At 64.1% G+C, this 24,802-nt stretch carries 25 protein-coding genes and 1 pseudogene; 14 read left to right on the top strand and 12 right to left on the bottom strand.

What is annotated here, in order from left to right; translation table 11 throughout:
- Positions 1–37: 37 nt before the first annotated feature.
- Both choW and choV read left to right on the top strand, forming a co-directional pair.
- On the top strand, positions 38–892 hold the full coding sequence (gene choW, locus NKI01_RS15165; protein ID WP_352640762.1) for a choline ABC transporter permease subunit: 855 nt from the start codon (positions 38–40) through the stop codon (positions 890–892).
- Positions 889–2,070: a choline ABC transporter ATP-binding protein gene (choV, locus tag NKI01_RS15170; protein ID WP_352963733.1), complete on the top strand. Its 1,182-nt coding sequence runs from the start codon at positions 889–891 to the stop codon at positions 2,068–2,070. Before choW ends, choV begins: the two co-directional genes overlap by 4 nt.
- Before the next feature lie 238 nt (positions 2,071–2,308).
- Here the strand turns inward: choV and NKI01_RS15175 are convergent, their stop codons facing one another.
- Positions 2,309–3,718, bottom strand: coding sequence for an ATP-binding protein (locus NKI01_RS15175; protein WP_352963735.1), 1,410 nt, complete (start codon positions 3,716–3,718; stop codon positions 2,309–2,311).
- Positions 3,715–4,431, bottom strand: coding sequence for a response regulator (locus tag NKI01_RS15180; RefSeq protein ID WP_023719226.1), 717 nt, complete (start codon positions 4,429–4,431; stop codon positions 3,715–3,717). The genes NKI01_RS15175 and NKI01_RS15180 overlap by 4 nt, the downstream gene beginning before the upstream one ends.
- 236 nt (positions 4,432–4,667) lie before the next feature.
- Here NKI01_RS15180 and NKI01_RS15185 point away from each other — a divergent pair, with 236 nt between their 5' ends.
- The 3 genes from NKI01_RS15185 to clpS all read left to right on the top strand — a co-directional run bounded on the left by NKI01_RS15185 (position 4,668) and on the right by clpS (position 5,740).
- Complete coding sequence (locus tag NKI01_RS15185; protein WP_023719225.1) at positions 4,668–5,012, top strand: hypothetical protein; 345 nt, start codon at positions 4,668–4,670, stop codon at positions 5,010–5,012.
- Between the two features lie 36 nt (positions 5,013–5,048).
- On the top strand, positions 5,049–5,264 hold the full coding sequence (locus NKI01_RS15190) for a hypothetical protein (RefSeq protein ID WP_023719224.1): 216 nt from the start codon (positions 5,049–5,051) through the stop codon (positions 5,262–5,264).
- Between the two features lie 170 nt (positions 5,265–5,434).
- Complete coding sequence (clpS, locus tag NKI01_RS15195) at positions 5,435–5,740, top strand: ATP-dependent Clp protease adapter ClpS (protein ID WP_023719223.1); 306 nt, start codon at positions 5,435–5,437, stop codon at positions 5,738–5,740.
- Between the two features lie 40 nt (positions 5,741–5,780).
- Here the strand turns inward: clpS and NKI01_RS15200 are convergent, their stop codons facing one another.
- Genes NKI01_RS15200 through NKI01_RS15215 form a run of 4 tightly spaced genes read right to left on the bottom strand, consistent with a single transcriptional unit; the run spans position 5,781 to position 12,609 of the window.
- Positions 5,781–7,868 (bottom strand): hypothetical protein, encoded by a 2,088-nt coding sequence (locus NKI01_RS15200; protein ID WP_352963738.1) that lies wholly within the window; start codon positions 7,866–7,868, stop codon positions 5,781–5,783.
- A gap of 3 nt (positions 7,869–7,871) precedes the next feature.
- Entirely contained in the window at positions 7,872–10,694 is a 2,823-nt protein-coding gene (locus NKI01_RS15205) for a DUF4159 domain-containing protein (protein ID WP_023719221.1), read from the bottom strand.
- On the bottom strand, positions 10,691–11,605 hold the full coding sequence (locus NKI01_RS15210; RefSeq protein ID WP_352546818.1) for a DUF58 domain-containing protein: 915 nt from the start codon (positions 11,603–11,605) through the stop codon (positions 10,691–10,693). Before NKI01_RS15210 ends, NKI01_RS15205 begins: the two co-directional genes overlap by 4 nt.
- Positions 11,605–12,609: an AAA family ATPase gene (locus NKI01_RS15215; protein ID WP_023719219.1), complete on the bottom strand. Its 1,005-nt coding sequence runs from the start codon at positions 12,607–12,609 to the stop codon at positions 11,605–11,607. The genes NKI01_RS15210 and NKI01_RS15215 overlap by 1 nt, the downstream gene beginning before the upstream one ends.
- Positions 12,610–12,754: 145 nt before the next feature.
- On the opposite strand from NKI01_RS15215, the gene NKI01_RS15220 reads away from it, so the two are divergent.
- Genes NKI01_RS15220 through NKI01_RS15230 form a run of 3 tightly spaced genes read left to right on the top strand, consistent with a single transcriptional unit; the run spans position 12,755 to position 15,295 of the window.
- Positions 12,755–13,384: a DUF1285 domain-containing protein gene (locus NKI01_RS15220; protein WP_023719218.1), complete on the top strand. Its 630-nt coding sequence runs from the start codon at positions 12,755–12,757 to the stop codon at positions 13,382–13,384.
- A 13-nt stretch (positions 13,385–13,397) separates the two neighbouring features.
- The gene (locus NKI01_RS15225; protein WP_023719217.1) at positions 13,398–14,030 is read left to right on the top strand and encodes a CoA pyrophosphatase; all 633 of its coding nucleotides are present in this window, start codon (positions 13,398–13,400) and stop codon (positions 14,028–14,030) included.
- Positions 14,027–15,295 carry a CCA tRNA nucleotidyltransferase gene (locus NKI01_RS15230; protein ID WP_352963740.1) on the top strand — a complete coding sequence of 423 codons (1,269 nt, stop codon included), beginning with the start codon at positions 14,027–14,029 and terminating at the stop codon, positions 15,293–15,295. Before NKI01_RS15225 ends, NKI01_RS15230 begins: the two co-directional genes overlap by 4 nt.
- Positions 15,296–15,298: 3 nt before the next feature.
- Here NKI01_RS15230 and NKI01_RS15235 read toward each other — a convergent pair whose 3' ends face one another.
- The 3 genes from NKI01_RS15235 to hemF form a co-directional block, all read right to left on the bottom strand.
- Complete coding sequence (locus NKI01_RS15235; protein WP_023679490.1) at positions 15,299–15,484, bottom strand: DUF1059 domain-containing protein; 186 nt, start codon at positions 15,482–15,484, stop codon at positions 15,299–15,301.
- A gap of 283 nt (positions 15,485–15,767) precedes the next feature.
- A complete protein-coding gene (locus NKI01_RS15240; protein WP_023679489.1) occupies positions 15,768–16,028 on the bottom strand; it encodes a DUF1344 domain-containing protein in 261 nt (86 codons plus the stop codon).
- A gap of 258 nt (positions 16,029–16,286) precedes the next feature.
- A complete protein-coding gene (gene hemF, locus NKI01_RS15245) occupies positions 16,287–17,201 on the bottom strand; it encodes an oxygen-dependent coproporphyrinogen oxidase (RefSeq protein WP_352912542.1) in 915 nt (304 codons plus the stop codon).
- Between the two features lie 105 nt (positions 17,202–17,306).
- On the opposite strand from hemF, the gene NKI01_RS15250 reads away from it, so the two are divergent.
- Positions 17,307–17,564: a hypothetical protein gene (locus tag NKI01_RS15250; protein WP_023679487.1), complete on the top strand. Its 258-nt coding sequence runs from the start codon at positions 17,307–17,309 to the stop codon at positions 17,562–17,564.
- Here NKI01_RS15250 and soxR read toward each other — a convergent pair.
- A complete protein-coding gene (gene soxR / locus NKI01_RS15255) occupies positions 17,561–18,007 on the bottom strand; it encodes a redox-sensitive transcriptional activator SoxR (RefSeq protein ID WP_023719213.1) in 447 nt (148 codons plus the stop codon). The genes NKI01_RS15250 and soxR overlap by 4 nt on opposite strands.
- Before the next feature lie 260 nt (positions 18,008–18,267).
- A pseudogene (locus NKI01_RS15260) lies at positions 18,268–18,628 on the bottom strand (tRNA (cytidine(34)-2'-O)-methyltransferase); the annotation flags it as partial.
- Positions 18,629–18,911: 283 nt separating this feature from the next.
- Here NKI01_RS15260 and NKI01_RS15265 point away from each other — a divergent pair.
- Genes NKI01_RS15265 through NKI01_RS15280 form a run of 4 tightly spaced genes read left to right on the top strand, consistent with a single transcriptional unit; the run spans position 18,912 to position 23,589 of the window.
- Positions 18,912–19,454, top strand: coding sequence for a hypothetical protein (locus NKI01_RS15265; RefSeq protein ID WP_352482080.1), 543 nt, complete (start codon positions 18,912–18,914; stop codon positions 19,452–19,454).
- A gap of 26 nt (positions 19,455–19,480) precedes the next feature.
- On the top strand, positions 19,481–21,370 hold the full coding sequence (locus tag NKI01_RS15270) for an ABC transporter ATP-binding protein (RefSeq protein ID WP_352482081.1): 1,890 nt from the start codon (positions 19,481–19,483) through the stop codon (positions 21,368–21,370).
- On the top strand, positions 21,367–23,250 hold the full coding sequence (locus tag NKI01_RS15275; RefSeq protein WP_352963744.1) for an ABC transporter ATP-binding protein: 1,884 nt from the start codon (positions 21,367–21,369) through the stop codon (positions 23,248–23,250). Before NKI01_RS15270 ends, NKI01_RS15275 begins: the two co-directional genes overlap by 4 nt.
- A 24-nt stretch (positions 23,251–23,274) precedes the next feature.
- Positions 23,275–23,589: a DUF6665 family protein gene (locus NKI01_RS15280; RefSeq protein ID WP_352846587.1), complete on the top strand. Its 315-nt coding sequence runs from the start codon at positions 23,275–23,277 to the stop codon at positions 23,587–23,589.
- A gap of 27 nt (positions 23,590–23,616) precedes the next feature.
- Here NKI01_RS15280 and NKI01_RS15285 read toward each other — a convergent pair whose 3' ends face one another.
- Positions 23,617–23,961, bottom strand: a complete 345-nt coding sequence (locus NKI01_RS15285; RefSeq protein WP_352963747.1) for a cupin domain-containing protein — start codon at positions 23,959–23,961, stop codon at positions 23,617–23,619.
- 280 nt (positions 23,962–24,241) lie between these two features.
- On the opposite strand from NKI01_RS15285, the gene petA reads away from it, so the two are divergent.
- Positions 24,242–24,802 carry a ubiquinol-cytochrome c reductase iron-sulfur subunit gene (petA, locus tag NKI01_RS15290; protein WP_023719206.1) on the top strand — a complete coding sequence of 187 codons (561 nt, stop codon included), beginning with the start codon at positions 24,242–24,244 and terminating at the stop codon, positions 24,800–24,802.

The following is a 24,802-nucleotide window of genomic DNA, read 5'->3' on the forward strand; positions in this document are numbered from 1 at the left end:
GTCCGGCAAAGGACGGCGCCGGCAGAAGAGGGGCTAGATGGATCCGATCTCCAAATTCCTGGTCAGCTACAAGATCCCCGTAGGCGCGTGGGGGAAGGCGTTTTTCGGCTTTCTCACCGACAATTTCGACACCGTCTTCAGGGCTTTCTCCAACAGCCTCAACTTCCTGCTCGATGGCATCGTCGACGGGTTGCTGTTGCTGCCGCCGGTTCTGCTGATCGCCCTGATCGCTTTGCTCGCCTATTTCCTGCAGCGTTCGAAAGGCCTTGCTTTGGCGGTGTTCATCGGGTTGCTGTTCATCCTCAACCAGAACCTGTGGAAGCAGACAGTGGAGACGCTGGTGCTGGTCGTTGCCGCCGCCGCCGTCTCGATGGCCATTGGCGTGCCGCTCGGCATCTGGGCCGCGCACAAGCCGAAGATCTATCGCGTCATGCTGCCGGTGCTCGACCTGATGCAGACGCTGCCGACCTTCGTCTACCTGATCCCGGTGCTGACCCTGTTCGGCCTCGGCAACGCGCCCGGCCTGATCGTCACCATCATCTTCGTCATCCCGACCTCGGTTCGGCTCACCCATCTCGGCGTCACCTCGGTGCCGAAATCGATCGTCGAGGCGGGCGAAGCGTTCGGCGCCACCAAGCGCCAGCTGCTGTGGAAGGTCGAGCTGCCTTCGGCACTGCCGACCATCATGGCTGGGCTGACCCAATCGATCATGTTGTCGCTGTCGATGGTGGTGTTCGCCGCCCTGATCGGCGCCGGCGGCCTCGGCACAGAAATCAACCGGGCGCTCGGGTCGCGCCGGATCGACCTCGGGCTTGAGGCAGGTCTGGCCATCGTCGTGCTCGCCATCGTGCTTGATCGAATGACGCGCATCGGCGTGGGAGGCAAGAAATGACCGTCGCCGTCGATTTCAGGAATGTCGACATCGTCTTTGGCGCCGACCAGGCCGGTTCGCTGGCGCTGATCGACAGCGGCGCCACCCGTGCCGAGATCCTCGAACAGACCGGTAACGTGCTGGGCTGTGCCGGTGCCAGCCTCACCGTGCACGAGGGTGAGATTTCGGTGCTGATGGGCCTGTCCGGCTCCGGCAAATCGACGCTGCTCAGAGCCCTCAACCGGCTGAACGTCGTCTCGCGCGGCCAGGTGCTGGTCAAGGACGGCGATGGTACGGTCGACGTCGTCACCTGCGACGAGGCGACGCTTCGGCGGTTGCGGCAAAAGCAGGTGGCAATGGTGTTCCAGCAGTTCGGCCTGCTGCCTTGGCGCACAGTGGAGGAAAATGTCGGCCTTGGCCTCGAGCTCGCCGGCGTACCGGAAGCCGAGCGCAAGGAGCGGGTGAGCAAACAGCTGAAGCTGGTTCATCTCGACCAGTGGTCGAAGAAATACGCGCATGAGCTTTCCGGCGGCATGCAGCAGCGCGTCGGCCTGGCGCGCGCCTTCGCCACCGAGGCGCCGATCCTGCTGATGGACGAGCCGTTCTCGGCGCTCGATCCGCTGATCCGGACCAAGCTGCAGGACGAGCTGCTGCAGCTTCAGGCCGAACTGAAGAAGACCATCATCTTCGTCAGCCACGACCTCGAGGAGGCGCTGAAGATCGGCACCCACATCACCATCATGGAGGGCGGGCGCATCGTGCAGACCGGCGCGCCGGAAGACATCGTGCTGCGGCCTGCCAACGACTATGTCCGCGACTTCATCGCCAATGTGAACCCGCTCTCGGTGCTGACCGCCTGGAACGTCATGCGCGACCGCCGCGACCTCGAACATGGCGAAAACGGCTGGGTGTGGCTCGACCGCCGCAAGACGACGCGCTTCAAGATCGACGAGCATGGGCTGGTGGCGGCGGCCGAGCGCGACGGCAAGCCGGCGGTGTGGGTCTCCTGCGCCGACGTCGAGGCTCAGCCGGAGGAGACGGCGCAGGTGTTCTGGGCCAATCCCGGCACCTCGCTGAAGACGGTGATGCTGGCCATGCATCGCTCACAGACAGCACCCGTGGCGCTGTTCGACGATCAGTCGCGCTTCGTCGGTGCCATCGGCGTCAGGGATGTGCTGAGCGCGGTGCTTCGAAGGTAGTTTTTCTCCTTGGGGAGAGAACCAAGACCAACGCCGAGTTCTGTCGCGCCCCCCTCTGTCCTGCCGGACATCTCCCCCACTTGGGGGGAGATCGGCGGTTTCGCAGACGGCTCTCACACTCCAACGTTTGTAGTTGGCGAAATCGGCGGCGACAGCCAATTTCCCCACCTGTGGGGGAGATGTCCGGCAGGACAGAGGGGGGGCGCGAAGGAACGCCAGCTTAGCCCGATACCGCAAGCTAAACCGCCAGCGGCAGGCGCAGCTCCGTCAACAGGCCGCCATCGGGATGGTTGGACAGGCTGACTTCGCCGCCGGCGCCGCGGGCGATATTGCGGGCTATGGTCAGGCCGAGGCCGAGGCCGCCGGTCTGGCGGTTGCGCGACTGTTCCAGGCGCACGAACGAGCCGAACACGGCGTCGAGCTCGGCCTGCGGTATGCCCGGCCCCTCGTCGCGGATCGCCAGCGTGATGGTCCTGTCCGATTGGCGCAGGCTGAGATGCGCCTTCTTGCCGTACGTCACCGCATTCTGGACGAGGTTGGTGACGCAGCGCCGCAGCGCGACCGGCCGCGCTATGCAGATCAGGCCGCGCGAGCGCGCATCGTCATTGTCGAACGAGACCTCTTTGTAGCCGTCGGCGACCGATTCGACGAGCGACCAGAAATCGATCCTCTCGCTCTTCTCCTCGGTCACTTCGAAAGTGGCGAAGTCGATGACCGAGCTGGCAATGCCTTCGATGTCGGCGAGGTCGTGCGCCAGTGCGGCGCGAATGGTCGAATTCCTGAGCAGTTCGAGGCGCAGCCGCATCCTGGTCAGTGGCGTGCGCAGGTCGTGCGCGAGCGCCGCAGCGAGGTGCTCGCGGTCCTCGACATAGGCGCGCAGCCTTGCCTGCATGGCATTGACCGCCTTCGCCGCGGTACGCACCTCGCGGCTGCCGCTCTCGGCGATCGGCGGGCTCTTCAGGTCCTCGCCGATCCGCTTCACCGCGGTCTCCATCATCCGGTAGGGCGCCGTCAGCCGGCGCAGCGACCAGATCGAGGAAGCCACCACCAGCCCGGCGATCAAGGCATAGAGTGGCAGGCTATCGAAGCTCAGTATCGGCCCGGCCGGCGTGTTCGGTTCGGTGAAGTTCAGCCATTGGCCGTCGGCAAAGCGAAGCGAAGCGGTCAGCTTGTCGCTCTGGGCGAAATCGGCGGCCAGCACCAGCAGGTCGCGCTCGACCTGGCCAACATCGGGACCGGCGACCGTCCCACCGGGAGCGTCGGCTTCGTGCGTTGCCGGGTCGCGGCGGACCCGCGCGTCGGTGATGCCGAACTTCGATAGCCGGCCGACCAATATGTCCTCCAATTCGGCCAGCTCGTCGTCGCCGGCTATCGACGAAGTAACAGCGGGCGTGCCGGAGACGGTGAGCGCGTAAGTGGCGTTGAACAAGCCGGAGGCCGTCGCCTTGCGCTGTTCCGGCGTGGCATCATGCATCAGCTGTACCAGCGAGAAGGCGCGGTCGTTGAGCCGGTAGAGATCGACGACGTCATTGGCGGCGGCACGGTCGCGCGAAACGATGTAGAGGGTCGCGATCTGGCTGATCAGCAGGCCGGCGATGACGATGAGCAGCACCCAGGCCGGCAGCGTTTGCGGCAGAATGCGTCTCATTCGGAGGTCGTCTCAGGCAGGAACTGATAGCCGCCGCTGCGCACCGTCAGGATCAGCTTCGGCGTTTTCGGGTCGTCCTCCATCTTGCGCCGCAGCCGGCTGACCAGAATGTCGACGCTGCGGTCGAAGCTGTAGCCGCTGTCGCCGCCGGACAGCTCGATGAGCTGCTCGCGGCTCAGTACGCGCTGCGCGCTCTTGACGAAGGTCTGCAGCAGATTGAATTCGGCCATCGTCAGCTCGATCCTGACGTCGCCGGGCGCCATCAACCGGCGGCGCGAACAGTCCATCGTCCAGCCGGCGAAATGGTAGATCTGCCGCGAAGCGGCACGTCGTGGTTCGGCGGTGCCATTACGCCTCAAGACGGCACGAATGCGTGCGAGCAGCTCGCGCGGATCGAAGGGTTTCGGCACGTAGTCGTCGGCGCCCATCTCCAGGCCGACGACGCGGTCGGTGGTCTCGGTGACCGCGGTCAGCATGATGATCGGTGTCGAATAATTGGCGCGCAACTCGCGGCAGAGCTCCAGGCCGCTCTTGCCGGGCAGCATGACGTCCAGAACGATCAGGTCGACCTGGGCGCGGCGCAGCACGGTCTCCATCTCGGTGCCGTCGGCGGCGACCGATGTATGCAGCCCTCGCTTCTGGAAAAATTCCTGAAGCAGGTCGCGAATGCCCTTGTCGTCGTCGACGATCAGTATGTGGGGGTCGGATTTCACAGGAAACCTGTCATTTGTGGATCGCCCAAGCGGTGCTTCGGCCGTCAGCCAGACGATAGAATTCAGGCCATAAGTTGGCCAGTGGAGATCGGCGGCTTGATCCGGCCGCCCAGAAACAATCCAGAAACAAAATTCTACAATCCGGAAAAACTGCCGAAAAAAATCAAAGGCATAAGTGGTGCCGTGGCGGTCGGGTCATCGGCTGCGACACGCGTTACGGGATTACGGACAGACCAATGCAAAGGTTCTCGATCAGTCTGATGGGTGCGTTGCTTTCCATTTCGCTCGTCACGGCTGCGGTCGAACATGCCGATGCAAAGCTGGCCGATGCAAAGGCGGCCAATTCAAAGGCGGCCGATGCAAAGGTGGCGACCACCCGCAGCGAGCGTTGCATCGATCTGAACCGCCAGTTTGACGAAGCCCTCGAAACCCATGCCGCGGCAACGCAGGTCACCGCGGCGAAAGCACTTCAAAGAAAGGGAAACCGGTTCTGCGCCAACAAGAAACAGGCACAGGGAATCCGGATGCTCGCGAACGCTTTGAAGCTGCTTGGAGTGACACCGATCGATCCCGTTCAGTGACACTCAATCCGATCTGCACAAAAAGGAAGTGAAGCCATGAAAAAGTCCCTCCTCTCCGCCCTCGGTCTCGCCATCGCGCTGGCCCTCTCGATGCCGGTTCTCGGCGCCAGCAGCGCCAATGCCGCGACCACCACCCCGGCTGCGACGACAACGACGACCGCTGCGCCGGCCAAGGCCGTGAAGAAGGTCGCTGCCAAGAAGACCGTCAAGAAGCACAAGAAGCACGCGGTCAAGGCAGCTCCGAAGGCCTGATCAAGCGACATCTTCTGCCGTATGAGAAGACCGCTCCAGTTGCGATTTGCCTGGAGCGGTCATCTTTGTTGGCGTGCAGACACTACGGCCGATCGCGCGCGGTTGAATGGACGACCGCTTTTGCCCATGTCAAAATGACCGCAAAGCTGTCGTACGCAATTGCCGGTCCAATGCCTGAAATCACGACAAAACCCCGTACCAGCACGAAGCCGAAGGTCGAACGGCCGAAGCTCTACAAGGTCATCCTGGTCAATGACGACTTCACGCCGCGCGAATTCGTCGTGACGGTGCTCAAGGCCGAGTTCAAGCTCAGTGAAGACCAGGCACATAGGGTTATGATCACCGCTCACCGGCGCGGCGTCTGTGTCGTCGCCGTCTTCACCAGGGATGTCGCCGAGACCAAGGCGGCGCGGGCAACCGATGCCGGCAAGGCCAAGGGCTACCCGCTGATGTTCACGACGGAGCCGGAGGAATAGAGCTCCTCCCTCGCCCCGTTTGCAGGGAGAGAGAAGGGAACTACCGTCCTTCGCGGTACCACATCGAGCCCATCGCCAGAAGCAGCAGGCCGAGGCCGAGGAAGCCGCCGAACAGCGGCACGCGCGAGACGGCCTTGAGCACGCTGTCGTCGGTGGTGCGCAGGCCGATCCAGTCGTTGCCGGAGGCAGCGCCCGAGGCACGAACCGGGACGATGGAGGGCAGCGTGACAGTGCTGGTGAGATTGCCAATCGCCGAGGCCGGCGCCAGCCGGCGAACGCTGCCGCCGGTTGCCTCAGCCGGCGGTTTCAGCCGGTTCTCGGTGGAGACGACGTCGGTGAATTCCGGCGCGTTGACAGGCCCGACATGGGCCAATGCCGTCAGGTCGCCATTGCCGACCTGATAGAGACCGATTTCCCTGGTCTCGACGCTGCCGAGGAAGACGCCTGGCTCGGATTTCTCGAGCCTGACGATCAGTGCCTTCCCGGACGGCGTGATGACCTGCGCCGGGCCGGGGTCGTCGCTCATCGTCTGGCGGCGAATTTCAAGCACCATGCCGCGGCCGTCGGCGGTCAGCCGCTCCTCCTCGAGTTCGGGCTCCTTCATCAGCCAGTGGGCGATGCGTCGGTAGAGCTGGACATGCGGGCCGCCGCCCTCGAAGCCGCGCGCCCATAGCCAGCCCTGATCGGACAAAAGCATGCCGACGCGGCCTTCGCCCTTGCGGTCGAGCAGCAGCAGCGGCCGGTTGTCGGCGCCCTTCATCACCACCTCGCCCTCGGGGTTCTCGACGCCGATGGTGCGGAACCAGCGGCTCCAGTGCGGCGGCTCGGTTGCGGAGCCGTCGAGCCCGCGCGTGACCGGATGGCGCTGGCCGGTATCGGTGAGACGTGGGTAGAAGGCCTTGTCGATGACCTCGCCGGTCGGCATTGCCGGCAGCGCCGACATCAGCGGCGTGCGGGCGATCGAGCTTTCGCCGGCATATTCGGGGCCTGCCGCGATTAGCAGCGCGCCGCCTTTTTCGACATATTCGGAAATGTAGTCGTAATAGAGGATCGGCAGCACGTCGCGGTGCTGATAGCGGTCGAAGATGATCAGGTCGAAATCCTTGATCTTCTCGACGAACAGCTCGCGTGTCGGGAAGGCGATCAGCGACAACTCGTTGATCGGCGTGCCGTCCTGCTTTTCCGGTGGGCGCAGGATGGTGAAGTGCACGAGGTCGACCGAAGCGTCGGATTTCAGCAAATTGCGCCAGGTGCGCTCGCCGGCATGTGGTTCGCCGGACACGAGCAGCACGCGCAGATTTTCGCGGATGCCGTCGATCAGCGCGATGGCGCGGTTGTTGGTATCGGTGAGTTCGCCCGGTTCGTGGTCGATGGCGAGTTCGACGATGTTGCGCCCGGCGCTGGGAATGGTCACCTGCAGCGGCATCGCCTGGCCGATGTTGGCGTGCTCGACCGATACCTGCTCGCCGTTGACCGATACGCGGACATCGACCGGGCCGGTTTCGTTGTTGGTGGCGATGACGCGATAGGTCATGTCGAGCGGCTTGCCGACGAGGCCGAAGCGCGGCGCATTCTCGAAGCGGATGCGACGGTCCTTTTCATGGTCGTTGCCGGTAATCAGCGCATGCAGAGGGGCATTGAAGTCGGGTGCGCCAAGCGGCGCGTCATGCACCTCGCCGTCGGTGATCATGATGGCGCCGCCAATGCGCGACGGCGGCACGTCTCGGAAAGCATTTTCGAGCGAGGAAAACAACCGCGTCTCGGTGCGCTCGTCGGCGGCTTCGGACTTGCCGGCTTCGACGACACGGACGTCGAACTGCTTGAAGCGGCCGAGACGCTGCTGAAGCCCGGCCAAGGCCGCGTCGGTCTGCTTGGTGCGGTCGCCTATATCCTGGCTCTGGCTGCGATCGACGACGACGGCGACGATACTTTTCAGCGGCTCGCGCTCTTCGTCGAGGAATACCGGATTGAGCAACGCCGCAGCCAGCGCAATCAGGGCTGCCAGGCGGAAGATCGCGCCGCGCTGGCGAAACCAAAGGCCGACCAGCGCCAGCAGCAGCAGCGGCAACAGAACCACGGCGAGCAGCGGCCAAGTGATGAGCGGTTCGAAGGCGAGCGACCAATTCATGGTCTATTGCCCCAGCCGTTCGAGCAGCACCGGGACGTGCACCTGGTCGGATTTGTAGTTGCCGGTCAGCATGTACATCATGATGTTGACGCCGGCGCGCAGCGCATAGATGCGCTGCATCGGATCCGACGGCACGGTCGGCAATAGCGGGTCGCCATTCTCGTCGACCGCCCAGGCGCCGGCGAAATCATTGGCGGTGATCATGATCGGGGAAACGCCGTCGCCGGTGCGCACCGGGCGGTGCTCGGTGTTGCTGGCTTCGAGCGATGCCTCGACCCAAAGCGGGCTGCCGGCAAAGCGGCCGGGAAACTCTGGAAGGATGTAGAAGGATTTGGTCAGCACGTGGTCCGAAGGCACCGGTTCCAGCGGTGGCACGTTGAGGTTGCCGAGGATGTCGCGCAGCCGCTCCGTTGCGGGGCTGGTCGAATCCGCACCAATGCCGTTGGCGAACTGGTCGCGGGTGTCGAACAAGACCGTTCCGCCCTGCTGCATATAGGCGTCGATACGGGCGATGGCGGCCTCGCTCGGCATCGGGGCGGCGGGATCGATCGGCCAGTAGATCAGCGGGTAGAAGGACAGTTCGTCCTTCGAGATGTCGACGCCGGCCGGTGCTCCGGGTTCGAGCGCGGTTTTTTCGATGAGAAAGCGGGTCAGGCCTTCGAGCCCGGCGCGGCTGATCGAGTCGACACCCGGCTCGCCGGTCAGCACATAGGCGATCCGGGTCTTTGAAATGTCCCCGATCGCCTCCGTATCTCCCGGTTTGGCGTCGTCGGCACGCGCGACGTCCGCGTGGCCAATCAAGGCGCCGAGCGCAATCAGCAGGACGGCTGCCGTCGCCGCAGCACCGGGACGGCGCGGGCGGCGCGACAACAGGCCGCCCATCCAGAATACGGCAAGCGTGTCGAGCACCATCAGCACCAGGGTGGCCGTGACAAGCGGACCTTTGAGGTTGCGCTGCTCGTCGAAGGCATACTGGACGGTGGTGACCGGCACGGTGATCTCAGGCCGGGCCAGCGGCGTGAATGCGCTGTCGCCACCGAGCAGATTGTGAGCGAATACCCCCGTCTCGGAGCCGTAGAGGCCGGGCGGGTTTTCCAGCGTCACCGGCAGCGGGCCGGCGCCGGGCACCAGCGGCCTGGCGTCCGGCGTCGGCGGCACCAGCGTGCCGTCGGCGGCGATCATGCGATAAGGTGCCAGCGACGTGGCGGCGGCTTCGGCATTGGCGACCGCCGCTCCCTGGTTGCGCGACAGTTGCACGATGCGCCGCAGCATCTCGACGAAGCTGCCGGAGATCGGCAGGTTGGACCATGTCGCCTCGGGGGTGACGTGGAACAGCACGAGCGTACCCTTGTCCTTCTTCATCCCGGTCACCAGCGGCGTACCGTCGGCAAGGGTGGCCCAGGTGCGCTCGACGATATCGGGCGTCGGTTCGGCCAGCACCTGCCTGGTGACGGTGACCTCGGTGGGCGGCGCGAGGTCGGCGAAGGGGCCGGTTTTCGGGAATTCGGTGACCGGCTGCGGCGCCGTCCATGACAGCGCGCCGCCCAGCGAGCGCTCGCCTGTGCGGAGCCGGACCGGCAGCAGGTCGTCGTCATTGCCGGCAGCGGCGAGCCGCGAACCGGCAAAACGCACCAGCGTGCCGCCCTTGTCGACCCAGTCGACCAGCCTTTCCCGGGCCTGTTCCGGAATGGTGCCGACATCGGCCATGACGATCATCGCCGGTTTCTGATCGAGCAGTTGCGGGATGGCATCGGCGAGATCGACGCTGGACGGCTCGACGAGATCGGCGAAGGGCTGCAGGGCGCGGCGGATGTAGTAGAGCGGCGACAGCAGCGGTTGCGCCTGGTCGGCCTCGGCCTGCGACAGCAGCCCGACGCGGCGGCGTTTCGAGCTCTCATCGAGCACGCGGACGGCACCGGCCTGGCGTTCGCCATCGAGCGCGATGTAGGCGAAGTCGTTGCGGAGTTCGAACGGCACCGCCATCGTGGCGGTGGCGGTGGTTATGCCCGGGGCAAAGGTCAGCGTCGCGTCGGCGATGCGGCGGCCCTTGTCGTCGAAGGCGCCGGCCGTCACCTGTGCAGGTGCCGGATCGCCCGGTGCGCGGATGGCGGTCAGGGCGAAGCCGTCGACCTGGTTATCGGCGCCGGTCAGGCCGGTCAGCGACAGTCGGTCGGAGACGGCCCAGACGACGCGTGCTGCGTTCTTCGACAACAGCGTGTTGAAGGCGGCTTCGTCGCCTTGCGCCGCCAGGCCATCGGCGAGCACGGCAACGCTGGTGCCCGGCAGCGACTCCAGGGCTGATGCGACGCGGGCATAGACGGCGGGGCGGTCGGTCGGGATCGGGCGCGGCTTTGCCGCGCGCAGCCGATTGAGCGCGGCAGCGGCATCGAAGGGACCGATCTCGGCATTCGGCTTCTCGGCGGTGAAAGCGATGAGCACCGGCACACCGTTCGAATTGGCATCGGCGATCAGCCGCTCGGCGGTGGCGACGCGCTTACCCCAGTCGGCGGCACTTGCCCAGTCATTGTCGATCACCAGCGCCAGGGCAGCGCCCTCGGCCGGCAGCTTTTCGCGCGGGTTGAAGACGGGCTCGGCAAGTGCTGCCACGATAAGCGCGGCCATCAGCAGCCTGAGCAACGTCAGCCACCACGGGCTCTGCTGCGGCGTTTCTTCGCGCCTCAGCACGCGGGCGAGAATCCTGAGCGGCGGAAACACCTCGGTTTGCGGCCTGGGCGGGGTCAGCCGCAGAAGCCACCAGATCACCGGCAGCGCCAGCAGGCCCCACAGCACCATCGGCGCCCCGAAGGAGAGCGGCAGCCAACTCATGCGCGAGCCCTCCCGGCAAAGGCGCCCTCGGCGGTCATCGCCATGTGGATGCGCACCAGCGCCTCGGAGGCAAGGCGGTCGGTATGATTGACGGTAAAGCTCCAGCCAAGCCGTTTGCACCACGCGGCCAGTTCCTGGCGGCGGGCGGCATAAAGCAGGCGATATTCTTCGCCCAGCATTTCGGCGCGGCCGGCGGTCAGCTTGTCGCCGGTCTCAGGATCGGTGAATTCGGTGCGCCCCGCATAGGGGAAGCTTTCCTCGGCCGGATCGGCGACCTCGATCAGATGGGCGCGCACGCCGTGGCGGGCGAGCACGTCCAGCCAGGCTATGGTGTCCTCAACCGGGTCGAGGAAATCGCTGACGATGACGATGTCGCAGAAGCGGCGGATGCCGGACAGGTCGGGCTTTGCCGGCAGGTCGGCGGCGTGCATCAGTTGCGCCGCGATGCGCTCGGCGCCATTGCGGGCGGTGAACGGGTCGGTCAGGCCCGGCCAGGCAATGCGCTCGCCGCTGCGCGACAAAAGCTCGGCCATGGCCAGCGCCAGCACCAGAGCGCGCGACTCCTTGGAAACGCTGGCTCCGGTCGATTTGTAGAGCATGGAAGGCGAGGGGTCGGCCCACAGCCACACCGTATGGGCGGCCTCCCATTCGCGGTCGCGGACATAGGTGTGGTCGTCGCGCGCCGAGCGGCGCCAGTCGATGCGCGAGGAATCGCCTTCGACATAGGGCCGGAACTGCCAAAAATTCTCGCCGATGCCGCGCTTGCGACGGCCATGCCAGCCGGCAATCACCGTGTTGACGATGCGGCGCGCCTCGACCAGCAGGTCCGGCACCAGGGAAGCCCGCAACCGGCCTCTGGCGAGCGCATCGCGCGTCGCTGTCGGTGCCTGCGCTTCACCGATGCGCGCCATCAAATCCCTTTCGCGAGCTTCGCCACGACGTCGCGTACCGTGGTGCCCTCGGCGCGGGCGGCGAAGGTCAGCGCCATGCGGTGCTGCAGCACCGGCTCGGCCAGTGCGCGGACATCGTCGACCGACGGCGCCAGCCGGCCGTCATAGAGGGCGCGGGCGCGGGCGCACAGCGTCAGCGCCTGACTGGCGCGCGGGCCCGGGCCCCAGGCGACGTGCTTGTCGGTATCGGCGTTGCCCTGGCCGGGACGCGCCGAGCGCACCAGCTTGAGGATCGCCTCGACGACGCTTTCAGGCACCGGCATGCGGCGGATGAGCGTCTGGATGTCCTTCAGCCGCGTCGGCTGCAGCACGTTTTCGGCCTTGGCATCCTCGATGCCGGTGGTTTCCAGCAGGATGCGGCGCTCCGCCTCGATCTCGGGGTAAAGGATGTCGACCTGCATCAGGAAGCGGTCGAGCTGAGCCTCGGGCAGCGGATAGGTGCCCTCCTGCTCCAGCGGGTTCTGCGTCGCCAGAACATGGAACGGCGCCGGCAGGTCATGGCGCACGCCGGCAATGGTGACGTGGTATTCCTGCATCGACTGCAGCAGCGCCGACTGGGTGCGCGGCGAGGCGCGGTTGATCTCGTCGGCCATCAGCAGTTGCGCGAAGATCGGTCCGGAAATGAAGCGGAACGAACGCTTGCCGAATTCATCCTGCTCCATCACCTCTGAGCCGAGAATGTCGGATGGCATCAGGTCGGGCGTGAACTGGATGCGGCGCGAATCGAGGCCGAGCACGATGCCTAGCGTTTCGACCAGCTTGGTCTTGGCAAGGCCGGGCACCCCGACCAGCAGTGCATGGCCGCCTGCCAGCAATGCGACGAGCGTGCGCTCGACGACGCTTTCCTGGCCGAAGATGACCCGGCCGACGCCGTCGCGGACCCTCGAAATGTCAGCCAGCGCCTTCTCGGCCTGCGCCACCATGTCCTTTTCGCTGATCGGGCTTTCCTTGATCATAACGCTCATGCAGCATCGATCCTTCTGGTTGGAAATACCGCTTGGCACCTTGGGGGCCGCAGAATGCCGCGATTCGGCCTCGCATGGCGCCTGCAAAGAACTTAAATCACAGACTTAGGCTGACAAGCGGAACAACAGTGACTATTTCGTGACCATGACAGAAGCCGCCGAGCATCGTGAAGAGAGCCTGACGGCCGCGACCGAGGCGCGTGGGCTAGAGGCGCTGGTCTCGCGCGCGACGCGCGCCGGCAAGGGGCCGGCGCCGGTGGAACGCTGGAATCCGGCATTTTGCGGCGATCTCGACATGGAGATCAAGCAGGACGGCACCTGGTTCTATCTGGGAACGCCGATCGGCCGGATGCCGCTGGTGCAGCTTTTCTCCTCGGTGCTGCGCAAGGACGACGACGGCAAGACCTATCTGGTGACGCCGGTGGAAAAGGTCGGCATCCGCGTCGCCGACGCGCCCTTCATCGCCGTCGAGATGGATGTGTCGGGCGCCGGCGACGGGCAAATCATCACCTTTCGTACCAATGTCGGCGATGTGGTCGAGGCTGGGGCGGAGCATCCGCTGCGATTCGTCGACGAGGACGAGACAGGTGGCCTGAAGCCCTATGTGCTGGTGCGCGGGCGGCTGGAAGCGCTGGTGGCGCGGCCAGTGATGTACGAGCTGGTCGAGCACGGCGAAGAGATCGACATCGGCGGCAAGACGATGTTTGCCGTCCGTTCCAAAGGCGAGGTCTATCCGATCATGCCGGCTGAGAAACTGAAACGGCTGAGCGCATGATGGACCGCCTATGATGGATCAGGTGACGCCGGTGCCATTTTCCGCCGCCGAGTTTCGCCAGCGCGTCGTGGCGCAGCCGCAGGCGCATGCCGGTGACGATTTTGGCGACCACCGCTTCAATCCGGGTCATCCCAGGCTGAAACTGGCCAAGGCGCTGCGCGATGCCGCCGTGCTGATCCCGGTGGTCGACCATGGCCACGAGGCCACGGTCCTTTTGACCCGGCGGGCGGAAAAGCTGCGCAACCATTCGGGGCAGGTGGCTTTCCCCGGCGGAACCATCGATCCAACCGATGTGAGCCCGGAAGCGGCGGCATTGCGCGAGACGTTCGAGGAGATCGGTCTCGATGGGGATCATATCGAGATCCTCGGCCGCATGCCGGACTACGTCTCCGGCAGCGGCTATCGCATCGCCCCGGTGCTCGGGATTGTGCGGCCCGGTTTCAGCCTGACGCTGAATTCCGACGAAGTCGATGCCGTCTTCGAGGTGCCGCTGGGCTTTCTGATGGACCCCGCCAACCACACCAGGGACAGCCGCATGTGGAACGACCTCGAATGGTTCTTTTACGAGATGCCCTATGGCGGCCAGCGCATCTGGGGCGTTACTGCGGGCATCATCCGAACGCTTTATGAAAGGCTCTATTCGTGAGCGATCCGGTGTCGATCGCGGGCAAGGCCGGCTGGCTCGACGAAAGCCACTTGCAGCGCCTCCTCGCCGCGCTGACCGACGGTGGCGAGGAGGCGCGTGTCGCCGGCGGTGCCGTGCGCAATGCGCTTATCGGACAGCCGGTTGCCGACATCGACATCGCCACCACCACAGTGCCCGAGGAAACCATCCGGCGCGCCGAGGCGGCAGGCTTCAAGACGGTGCCGACCGGCATCGAGCATGGCACCGTCACCGCGGTCGCCCACGGCAAGGCCTATGAAATCACCACGCTTCGTGCCGATATCGAAACCGACGGCCGGCGCGCCAAAGTGTCGTTCGGCCGCGACTGGAAAGCCGACGCGGAGCGGCGCGATTTCACCATCAATGCACTCTACGCCGAAGCTGACGGAACTGTCGTCGATCTGGTCGGCGGTATCGCCGATATCGAAGCGCGGCGGCTGCGCTTCATCGGCGATCCGGAAGCGCGCATCCGCGAGGATTATCTGCGCATCCTGCGTTTCTTCCGCTTTTTCGCCTGGTATGGGGACGGCAGGCCGGATGCCGAAGGGTTGAAGGCTTGCGCCCGGCTGAAGCAGGGGCTCGACCAGCTCTCGGTCGAGCGCGTCTGGTGGGAGTTGAAGAAATTGCTGTCAGCGCCAGATCCGTCGCGGGCGCTGCTGTGGATGCGCCAGGCCGGCGTTCTGACCGGCGTTTTGCCGGAAAGCGAGAAATGGGGCATTGATGCCATCCACGGGCTGACCAAGACCGAGAAGGATCTGGCCTGGGCGCCGGACCCGCTGCTCAGGCTGGAAGCCATCGTGCCGCCGGATGCCGCGCGCATGAAAACGCTTGCCGAGAGATTGAGGCTTTCCGTGAGCGAGGCAAGCCGCCTGCGGTACTGGGCGATGACAGCTGCCATCGATCCGAAAACAACCGAAGGAGAGTTGGCGAAAAAGCTCTATTCTGGCGACCGCCAAGGCTTTGTCGATCGGTTGCGGCTGTCGCTCGCTTCCGCTCGAGCCCGCGCGGTCGAAGACAATGACGCACTGCTCGAAGCCGGCGGCTTCTCGCGCCTGCTTGCCTTCGCCGCAAAATGGCAAAGCCCTGTTTTTCCGGTCAAGGGCGCCGATCTGACGACACTTGGCGCCTCACCGGGGCCGAAGCTTGGTGCAACGTTGAAGAATCTTGAAAAGGAATGGGTCGAGTCCGGTTTTGCGCTTGATCGCGGCGCGCTGCTCAAGCGCGCCGCAGAGGCACTCCAATCCTAACCATCACGCTGCGTCGCGGACCTTTTCGATGCGCGAGCGGATCGCCTCGATCATCGTCTCGCGGATCACCGTCTCGCCATGCGTCTCGCGCAGATGCTCGACGGCACGACGCATGACCTCTGCCTCCTCCTCGGCGCGTGTGTGCCACTCGCAGCCGGGTACGAGCGACCCGCAATGGAATTCCTTCATCGGCTTCTCCTCATCTCCTCCTTGGAGCGCCGCAGCGCACTGACACGGAAGCTCCAGACCTTTGATCTTGCGCAGCATCCGGAAACCGGGTCCGGTATCCGGGTTACACGCTGGCCAGCTTAGCATAACACGATCGAACGGTTTTGGTTGCCTTAGAGCGCCGCGCGTCCAAGCCGACACGCAGTGCTCAAGGGCACGGATTGCGAAAAGGCGGAGCATCGCTGCTCCGCCCTCTTACGCTACCTCCGAGGCAAGACGTTGTCTTGCTCCAGCGGGCAGGCCATCACTTCACGATCTTGACTGCCTCGGCAATTTTGTCCTTGCCGCTCATATCCCACGTGACGCGGACCTTTTCGCCGACCTTCAGGCCAGGATCCTTGAAGGTCTGGGGCAACGTAAAGGTGGCTCCGTTGTCCAGAACTAGGCTCATCGCCGTTCCATCAAAGCTTTTGATCGTGCCGGTGGTGTGCTTGACCGCGGCGAATGCGGCGGTACCAGAGGCGAGAACGGCAGCGGCGGCTGCGGTCATAATAAGCTTGCGCATGGCATGCTCTCCTGGAAAATGCGGGCACCCGCTTGGGAAAGGTGCCCCATTCAATCATGGGCCGTCCGGTCACGTCGGGTCGCGGCGCTCGGGAGTAAAGAACCGCCGGCGTTTCCCGGCCCGACGCGACAAATAGCCCAATCTTTTCAATAGAATATTAGACGAAAAAGATATTTTCTGGTGCGCGTTGCGCCACATTCGCCGTCAAATTCTGGGGATTTGGACCCGATTGCGGCTCACGTTGCGCTCACCGAGATTTTACGGCCATTTCACCTCAGGCGGCAGGCTGGACAGGATCGACGCGACATTGCCGCCGGTCTTCAGCCCGAAGATGGTGCCGCGATCGTGAAGCAAGTTGAATTCGACATAGCGGCCGCGACGGATGAGCTGCTCGTCACGGTCGCCATCGGTCCAGTTATCATTGAAGTTGGCGCGCACCAGATGTCCGTAGACGACGAGAAAAGATCGCCCAACGTCCTGGACGAAGTTGAAATCGGCGTCCCAGCCGCCTTTGTCCTCGCCCGAATGCAGCCAGTCGAAGAAGATACCGCCGGTGCCGCGTGGCTCGTCGCGGTGCGGCAGGTAGAAGTACTCGTCGCACCAGGCCTTGAATTTCGCGTAGTCGGCGATCGCCGCGTTCTTCTCGCAGGCAAATTGCATCGCCCTGTGGAAGGCGATCGTGTCGGGGTCGTCCTGGCTGCGGCGGCGGTCGAGCACCGGTGTCAGGTCGGCGCCGCCGCCGAACCACTGGCGCGAGGTGACGACCATGCGCGTGTTCATATGCACGGCCGGCACGTTGGGGTTCCACGGATGGGCGATCAGCGAAATGCCGCTCGCCCAGAAGGACGGGTCCTCTTCGGCGCCCGGCATCTGCTTCCTGAATTCGGGCGAGAACTCGCCATGGACGGTCGAGGTGTGGACGCCGACCTTCTCGAAGACGCGGCCGTGCATCATCGACATGATGCCGCCGCCGCCCTTGCCGGCATCGCGTTGCCACGGCGTCTTTTCGAAGCGACCGGGCGACCAGCTGGCCTGCGGCCCCTGCAGGTCCTGCTCGATCTGCTCGAAGCTGGCGCAGATGCGCTCGCGCAACGTCTCGAACCACAGCCGTGCCTTCATCTTCTTCTGTTCGATGTCGGCTGGCAGCCCCGCCGGTATCTCGGGTCGTTGCAAATCCTGTCTCCGGTTGCGGGGCGTACCCCGACAAATGACTCGTCTTTTCCGGCCGCGATCCCTAATCTCTTAGGTGCAAGGGTCAAGTGTGAATGGAGTTCTTTCGTGCGCACCCCGGCAAGACCGCCGCTGGATGGCCTGAAGAAGAGGCTCGACCGTTCACGCGCCGAGAACGCGCGCATGCCGCGCGACGGCTTCCTGCGCGAGACCTTCGTGCTGCCGCGCTCCGACGCGCGCCTCAAGGCGAAAGAGTGGTTCGAGCGTTTTCCCAAGCAGGCCTATTGGACAGAGATCGAAAGCTGGTTCGAGCGGCCGGGCGACGTCATCGAATTCACCATCAGGCGGCTGCCGGCGGCGGATTAACGCTCGATCAACAGCCGTCTCGCTCCCGGCCCCCGGGTGCTCAGCCGATCGCCCTTGTTCCGCAGCGGGCATTTGTCAATCGACATGCAGCCGCAGCCGATGCAGTCCGTCAGCCCGTCGCGCAGCTTCTTGAGCTGGGCAATCTTCTGGTCGAGTTCGTCGCGCCAAGCCGTCGACAGCAGATTCCAGTCCTCGCGCGTCGGCGTTCGGCCTTCAGGCAGTGATCGAAGTGCTGTGCCGATCTCGGCCAACGAAATGCCGACCTCCTGCGCCACCTTTATGATCGCCACACGCCTCAGCACGTCGCGGCCGTAGCGCCGCTGATTACCGGCGGTACGGTGGCTGCGGATCAGCCCGCGCGCTTCGTAGAAATGCAGCGCCGACACCGCGACGCCGCTGCGCATCGCCACCTGGCCGACTGTTAATTCCGTTGCCGCAGCCATCTCCGATTTTCCGCTTGACCTCAAGTTAAGTTGAGCTTGTAACGAAGAAATTCTGGATAGGCAAACCGCAGGAGAAGGCGATGTGCGCCTGGGTTAGAATGACAAGCGAGGGCGCAGTCGTCGACCAGAAAGCGGCCGTACTCGCCGCGCGCGCCGACGGTCTGCAAATCCTATCCAAGCTGCCGCATCGCCTCGCCGGCCACCATGGCGACGGAAAGCGCGACGTTGATGCTGCGCGCGGTGCCCTGCATCGGGATGGTAAGTCGCGCATCCGCCGCCTCGTGGACATGATCCGGAACGCCTGCGGATTCGCGGCCGAACAGAAGAACGTCGGCGCCGGTGAAGACGAAATCCGTATAGGCGCTCGCGGCTTTGGTCGACAGCAGCACCAGCCGCCGCGCTTCGCCTTTGCGCCAGTCCGTGCCAGTCGACATGCCGGGTCAGCGCCGCCATTTCGAGATAGTCCATGCCGGCCCGTTTCAGCGCCCGGTCGGAGAGCGGGAAGCCGGTCGGTTCGATGATGTCGACCCCAAGGCCGAGGCAAGCGGCGAAGCGCAGGATAGTCCCGGTATTGCCGGCGATATCCGGCTGGTAGAGCGCAATGCGGAGACGGTCGTTCATTTCCGCGTCTTTCTAATAAGTGGCAGATCAGCCACAGAGCTCTCGCGGTTTTGGAAATTCCTGGACTGGCGGGTGGTCATTTTCTGCGAAGTCGGTTATACGGCCAGCATTGTCAACCCGAACCGATGAAGGGGTAATTCATGATGGCCATGCACATCCACCACCCCTCTCGTGGGCTTACCAGCCCGACGGCGGTTTCGGTACGACGATTCTCCTGAACTTCTAGACTTCAATCGCACCGATTCCCGCCGAAACCTTTTTCGGCCTTCGAAGGAATCCGGCGATGTTTTTCAAGCTGTCGAAGGGGCTGAACGCCCCACCTGAACGTGCTTCGACCGATATCACCCTTGCCGCGCGGCGCGTGCCCACGGTCCGGGTTGGTTCACCCTTCTATCTGCATCTTCAACTGGAGGACGGACCGATGTTCGATCCCTGTAGAATACCCGGCTCAAGAAGCCTGCACGAGCGCAAAACCGCGACTTGGGCGCTTTTAATCGGCGAGACCTACTCGTCGGCGGTTCACGCCGAGACCCGCCAGCGTCCGCATCGCGGCATGCTGCCGGACGTCGATTTCTCGCATGCCGTTCCGGACTATAGCCGGCCGTCGCTGGTGCGCCGGATCATCAGGCTCATCCGGCCTGGTGCAAAAACCGGCGCGAAAATCCGGATCGTCAAAACGTCGTCAGCATCGTCAAACGAAACTGTCGGCGAAAGGCCCGCGACAACCTATATAGCCCGAAGCAGGACCGGCGAGGCGGACGATTCCGTATCGCCGGTCCTTGACGCCATGCGGTCTGGGCACGTCGTCCGTTCCCGTGCCGCGTGAGCGGAAACAATATTGTGAGCATCACTATGTTTAGCTGGTTTGAAAAAAGACTCGATCCGTTTCCGGCTGCGGAACCGGTCGAGCCGCCGAGGACGCTGATCGCCTTCTGCGTGCATTATACGCGCGGCGCGTGGCCCTACATCGCTCTCGATGCGGTGCTGGTGACGGCCATCGCGCTGGCTGAGGTGTGGATGTTCGGCTTCATGGGCCGGATTGTCGACTGGCTGTCGGCGCAGAATCGCGAGACGTTCCTGCAGACCGAAGGCTTGAAGCTGGCCGGCATGGCCTTCATCGTGGTTTTCGCGCTGCCGGCGACGGTCTGGTTCCATTCGCTCCTCAACCAGCAGACGCTGATGGGCAACTATCCGATGCGTATCCGCTGGCAGGTGCATCGCTATCTGCTCAAGCAGTCGATGAGCTTCTATCAGGACGAGTTCGCCGGACGCATCGCGACCAAGCTGATGCAGACTGCGCTCGCGGTGCGCGAATGCGTCATCAAGCTCATCGACGTGCTCAATTATATCGTCGTCTATTTTCTCGGCATGCTGTTCATCGTCGGCTCGGCAGACTGGCGGCTGGCGGCGCCGCTTGCCGTCTGGCTTGCCGGCTATGTCCTGCTCTTGCGCTATTTTATCCCGCGGCTGGGCAAGGTCGGTGAGGAGCAGGCCAATGCGCGCTCGACCATGACCGGCCGTGTCGTCGACAGCTACTCCAACATCCAGACGGTCAAGCTGTTCTCGCATGCGCGGCGCGAAGCGTCCTTCGCCCGGGAAGGCATGGCCGGCTTTCTCGATACCGTCTATCGGTCGATGCGGCTGGTGACGCAGCTCTACGGCCTGCTCTACATCCTGAATTCGCTGCTGTTGTTTTCGGTCACGGCGATCTCGCTGTGGCTGTGGCTCGGCCAGGCCGTGACGATCGGCGCCGTCGCCCTAGTCATCGGCCTCGTGCTTCGGCTGTGGGGCATGTCGCAATGGATCATGTGGGAGATGTCCACGCTGTTCGAGAATATCGGCACGGTGCAAGACGGCATCAGCTCGATCTCGCTGCCCCGCCTCGTCGAAGACAGGCCTGGGGCCAAGGATATTGCCGTGACCAAGGGCGAGATCCGTTTTGAGGACATCCGCTTCCACTACGGCAAGCAGAAGGGCGTGATCGAAAGCCTGTCGCTGACGGTGAAGCCGGGCGAGAAGGTCGGCATCGTCGGCCGTTCGGGTGCCGGCAAGTCGACGCTGGTCAATCTTCTGTTGCGCTTCTACGACCTTGAAAGCGGCAAGATCCTGATCGACGGCCAGGACATCGCGGCGGTGACGCAGGACTCGCTGCGCGCCCAGATCGGCATGGTCACGCAGGACACCTCGCTGCTGCATCGTTCGGTGCGCGAGAACATCCTCTATGGCCGGCCGGACGCCAGTGACGAGATGCTGGTCGAGGCGGCACGCCGCGCCGAAGCGCTTGATTTCATATCAGGGCTTTCGGACGCCGGTGGCCGCAAGAATTTCGACGCGCATGTCGGCGATCGCGGCGTCAAATTGTCCGGCGGCCAGCGGCAACGCATTGCCATTGCCCGCGTTATGCTGAAGGACGCGCCGATCCTCATTCTCGACGAGGCGACGTCCGCGCTCGATTCCGAGGCCGAGGCGGCCATCCAGGAGAACCTCTACAAACTGATGCAAGGCAAGACCGTCATCGCCATCGCGCACCGGCTGTCGACGATCGCCGCCATGGACCGGCTCGTCGTGATGGACAAGGGCCGCGTCATCGAAGAAGGTTCGCATGAGGAACTCGTTGCCAGCGGCGGGCTCTACGCCCAGCTCTGGCAGCGCCAGTCGGGCGGCTTCCTGCTCGACGACGGCCCCTCTGCCAACGATGCAGCCGCCAACGATGCACTCGCCAAGGGTGAAGCCGCCGAATGATGACTGCCATCTACCGCTGGTTCGAGAACTGGGTCTATCCGTTCCGGGAGCCCGCGGACCTTCGGCCACCTGCCGGCGTCAGGGGTTTCCTCTGGCACTATGTCGGGCAGGCGAAGATCGCTTTCTTCGCCATGCTGGTGATCGGCGGCATCGCGCCGTTGGTCGAGGCCGGACTGTTCTACTTCGTCGGGCGGCTGGTCGACATCCTCGACCAGCTTCCTGGCGAACGCAGCTGGCATGCCTTGTGGACTGCCGCCGGCCCCGAACTTGTCTTCATGATCGCCGTGGTGCTGGTCATCCGCACCATCGTCGTCGGCCTGTCGGCGCTGGTCGACGAGCAGACGATCACGCCGGGTTTCTATAATCTGGTGCGCTGGCAGGCGCATCGCCATGTGTCGCGCCAGTCCTACGCCTTCTTCCAGAACGATTTTGCCGGACGTATCGCGACCAAGGTCTGGCAGGCGGGGCAGGCGACCGGCGATCTGATGGAAAGCTTCATCGAGGTCGTCTGGTTCATGGTCGTCTATACGGTGACGACGCTGGCGCTGGTCGCCGGGCTCGATCTCAGGCTGGCGGTGCTGGTGGTGATCTGGATCTCAGCCTTCGGCCTGCTGGCCAGACGCTATTTGCCGGCGATCCGCAAGCATGCCGAGGCCACCGCCGAAGCCGGCTCGATGATCACCGGCCGCATCGTCGATTCCTATTCGAACGTGCAGACGCTGAAGCTGTTCTCGGCCGATGGCGACGACCGCTATATCAGGAACGGTTTCGACATCTATCTCGACGCGCTGCGCCCGTTCACCCGCCGGCTGACCGGCGTGCGCATGGCGCTGACCATGCTGTCGGGGATCATGATCACGGCGATCGCCTACTTTGCCGTCTATCTCTGGGTCGAAGGCTCGATCACCGTCGGCGCCGTCGCCTTCACGCTGTCCTTGGTGCTGCGGCTGAACATGCTGCTCGGCCGGCTGATGATGCAGCTCAACAGTATTTTGCGGAACCTCGGCGTGCTGGAAAACTCGAAGGCGCTGATCTCGAAGCCGCTCGGCCTGACCGATGCGCCCGACGCGAAAGAGCTTCTCGTTGGCGGTGGGCGCATCGACGTCAGAAACGTCGAGTTCCATTACGGCAAGGGGTCCGGCGTGCTCAACGGCATCGACCTCGTGGTGCGGCCGGGTGAAAAGGTCGGACTGGTCGGGCCGTCCGGCGCAGGCAAGACGACGCTGGTCAACCTGATCCTGCGCCTCTACGACCTCGAGAGCGGCAAGATCACCATTGACGGGCAGGACGTCTCCAGGGTCACGCAGAATTCGCTGCGCGCTAATATCGGCGTCGTCAGCCAGGATACGGCACTTTTCCACCGTTCCTTGCGCGACAACATCAAGCTCGGCATGTCGGAAGCAACCGACGCCGAGGTGATCGCGGCAGCGGAGAAGGCCGAGGCGCAGGAGTTCATCCTCGGCCTGCGCGACAGTCGCGATCGTACTGGCTATGAAGCCTTTGTCGGCGAGCGCGGCGTCAAGCTCTCGGGCGGCCAGCGCCAGCGCGTGGCGATCGCCCGCGTCTTCCTCAAGGACGCACCGATCCTGGTGCTCGATGAGGCGACCTCGGCGCTCGATTCCGACATCGAGGCGGCAATCCAGGAGAATCTGGCAAGGCTGATGGAAGGCAAGACAGTCATCGCCATCGCGCACCGGCTGTCGACCATCGCGGCACTCGACCGGCTGGTGGTGCTCGACGAGGGCCGCATCGTCGAACAAGGCACGCATGACGAACTGGTTGCGCTCGACGGGCTCTATGCACGGCTGTGGAAACGGCAGTCCGGCGGCTTCCTGTTCAACGAAGAGAGCGCGTTGGCCGAGACCCGGCCGGCGGAGTAGTTTTCCATAGACCGGAGTGAAATCATGGCGGTGAGATTGCCATCGAATTTTGGACGGTCCGGCGCGCAGGAGAGCGCGTTGGATCTGCTTGGCCATGAAATCCTCGGCGAAAAGGCGGCAGCGCTCGGCCGCGCCGGCCGGCGCGTCGAGAAAACACTGACGAGGCTGCGCGAGAATGGCGACAGCGACGATCGACCCCGGCTGCTCAAGGACGCAGCCGACGCGGTGCACGGCTATTTCATCCAGCGCGAACTCTGCGGCCTGCGCAAGCACGACGCGGTGATCCGGGAATACAATATTCCCAAGGCCGTGCTGGCCAGGCTCGGCGCCAGCGTATGATCCGAACCGGAATCGGTTTGGGAGGCGTTATTCCAGCCACTCGGTGATGAAGCTGCCGTTCTCGTGTATGTCGGTGGTTTCCAGCGGGCCTGGCCCGAGATTGGTGAATTTGTGTGGCGTGTCCGGCGGTACGATCAGGATCTGGCCGGATGTGGCCTCGATATGCCGGTCGCCGACGGTGAACAGGCCGGTCCCAGTCCGGATGATAAAAATCTCGCAATAGGGATGGCTGTGCAGCCTGGGGCCGCCGCCGATCTCAGGCAGGTAGTTGAAGATCAGGCAGCTGTTGGAGCCGTAGGCGCCGCACTGCAACTCGCCCTGCCAGTGGTCGGGCGCTTCGGCCCATTTGTCGCGGTCTATAACATGCGCCATAGGGCGAGGATAAACCGCGCCAGCGCCCGCTGTCGAGGCGAACGCAGTCGTTTGGTTTTCCTGCGATTTTCCAATCATTCCATCGGGCAAATTCCGTCCCCGCGACAATCTGCCCTTGTGCCTTCACCCGTCTGGACAAAAACAGGCTTCACGCATAAACCCAAGTCCCAAATGCCGGAGGAATTCGCTAGCCTGTTCGCCATGCGCTGTCGGGCCGGCGCGATTGAGCGGGAACAAGGCTCGGCCGCCGGCATGGAAGAGGCGAAAGGATCAGGCACCCGTGAGCGCAACCGACACCCAGGATCCCAACCGTCGTGATTTTCTCTACGTCGCCACCGGCATGGCCGCGGTGGTCGGCGCGGGCGCCGTCGCTTGGCCGTTCATCGATCAGATGCGTCCGGATGCCTCGACGCTGGCCCTTGCCTCGGTTGAGGTCGACGTCTCTTCGCTGACGCCAGGAATGTCGCTCGTTGTGAAGTGGCGGGGCAAGCCGGTGGTCGTGCGCAACCGCACTGAGCAAGAGATGAAGGACGGCGAGGCGGTCAATCTCGCCGAGCTCAAGGATCCAATTGCCCGCAATGCCAATTTGCCGGCCGACGCGCCGGCGACCGACGCCAACCGCACCACGCCGGGCAAGGAAGCGTGGATGGTGATGGTCCAGGTCTGCACCCATCTCGGCTGCATCCCGCTCGGCCAGGAAGGCGATTTCGGCGGCTGGTTCTGCCCGTGCCACGGTTCCGTATACGACACCGCCGGCCGCATCCGGAAGGGGCCGGCACCCGAGAACATGGCGGTACCGGTGTTCCAGTTTATTTCCGACACCAAGATCCGTATCGGCTGA

Source organism: Mesorhizobium sp. M0815 (assembly GCF_040319995.1).
In the GTDB taxonomy this organism is placed as follows: domain Bacteria; phylum Pseudomonadota; class Alphaproteobacteria; order Rhizobiales; family Rhizobiaceae; genus Mesorhizobium.

Bases quoted from the DNA above. Each gene is read 5' to 3' on its own strand.
- NKI01_RS15185 (WP_023719225.1), top strand. From the start codon at position 4,668: ATGCAAAGGTTCTCGATCAGTCTGATGGGTGCGTTGCTTTCCATTTCG.
- NKI01_RS15175 (WP_352963735.1), bottom strand. From the start codon at position 3,718: ATGAGACGCATTCTGCCGCAAACGCTGCCGGCCTGGGTGCTGCTCATC.
- NKI01_RS15280 (WP_352846587.1), top strand. From the start codon at position 23,275: ATGGCGGTGAGATTGCCATCGAATTTTGGACGGTCCGGCGCGCAGGAG.
- soxR (WP_023719213.1), bottom strand. From the start codon at position 18,007: ATGGCTGCGGCAACGGAATTAACAGTCGGCCAGGTGGCGATGCGCAGC.
- NKI01_RS15240 (WP_023679489.1), bottom strand. From the start codon at position 16,028: ATGCGCAAGCTTATTATGACCGCAGCCGCCGCTGCCGTTCTCGCCTCT.
- NKI01_RS15235 (WP_023679490.1), bottom strand. From the start codon at position 15,484: ATGAAGGAATTCCATTGCGGGTCGCTCGTACCCGGCTGCGAGTGGCAC.
- NKI01_RS15265 (WP_352482080.1), top strand. From the start codon at position 18,912: ATGTTTTTCAAGCTGTCGAAGGGGCTGAACGCCCCACCTGAACGTGCT.
- NKI01_RS15270 (WP_352482081.1), top strand. From the start codon at position 19,481: ATGTTTAGCTGGTTTGAAAAAAGACTCGATCCGTTTCCGGCTGCGGAA.
- NKI01_RS15210 (WP_352546818.1), bottom strand. From the start codon at position 11,605: ATGGCGCGCATCGGTGAAGCGCAGGCACCGACAGCGACGCGCGATGCG.
- NKI01_RS15220 (WP_023719218.1), top strand. From the start codon at position 12,755: ATGACAGAAGCCGCCGAGCATCGTGAAGAGAGCCTGACGGCCGCGACC.
- clpS (WP_023719223.1), top strand. From the start codon at position 5,435: ATGCCTGAAATCACGACAAAACCCCGTACCAGCACGAAGCCGAAGGTC.
- NKI01_RS15285 (WP_352963747.1), bottom strand. From the start codon at position 23,961: ATGGCGCATGTTATAGACCGCGACAAATGGGCCGAAGCGCCCGACCAC.
- NKI01_RS15225 (WP_023719217.1), top strand. From the start codon at position 13,398: ATGGATCAGGTGACGCCGGTGCCATTTTCCGCCGCCGAGTTTCGCCAG.
- NKI01_RS15190 (WP_023719224.1), top strand. From the start codon at position 5,049: ATGAAAAAGTCCCTCCTCTCCGCCCTCGGTCTCGCCATCGCGCTGGCC.
- choW (WP_352640762.1), top strand. From the start codon at position 38: ATGGATCCGATCTCCAAATTCCTGGTCAGCTACAAGATCCCCGTAGGC.
- NKI01_RS15275 (WP_352963744.1), top strand. From the start codon at position 21,367: ATGATGACTGCCATCTACCGCTGGTTCGAGAACTGGGTCTATCCGTTC.
- NKI01_RS15215 (WP_023719219.1), bottom strand. From the start codon at position 12,609: ATGAGCGTTATGATCAAGGAAAGCCCGATCAGCGAAAAGGACATGGTG.
- NKI01_RS15205 (WP_023719221.1), bottom strand. From the start codon at position 10,694: ATGAGTTGGCTGCCGCTCTCCTTCGGGGCGCCGATGGTGCTGTGGGGC.
- NKI01_RS15200 (WP_352963738.1), bottom strand. From the start codon at position 7,868: ATGAATTGGTCGCTCGCCTTCGAACCGCTCATCACTTGGCCGCTGCTC.
- choV (WP_352963733.1), top strand. From the start codon at position 889: ATGACCGTCGCCGTCGATTTCAGGAATGTCGACATCGTCTTTGGCGCC.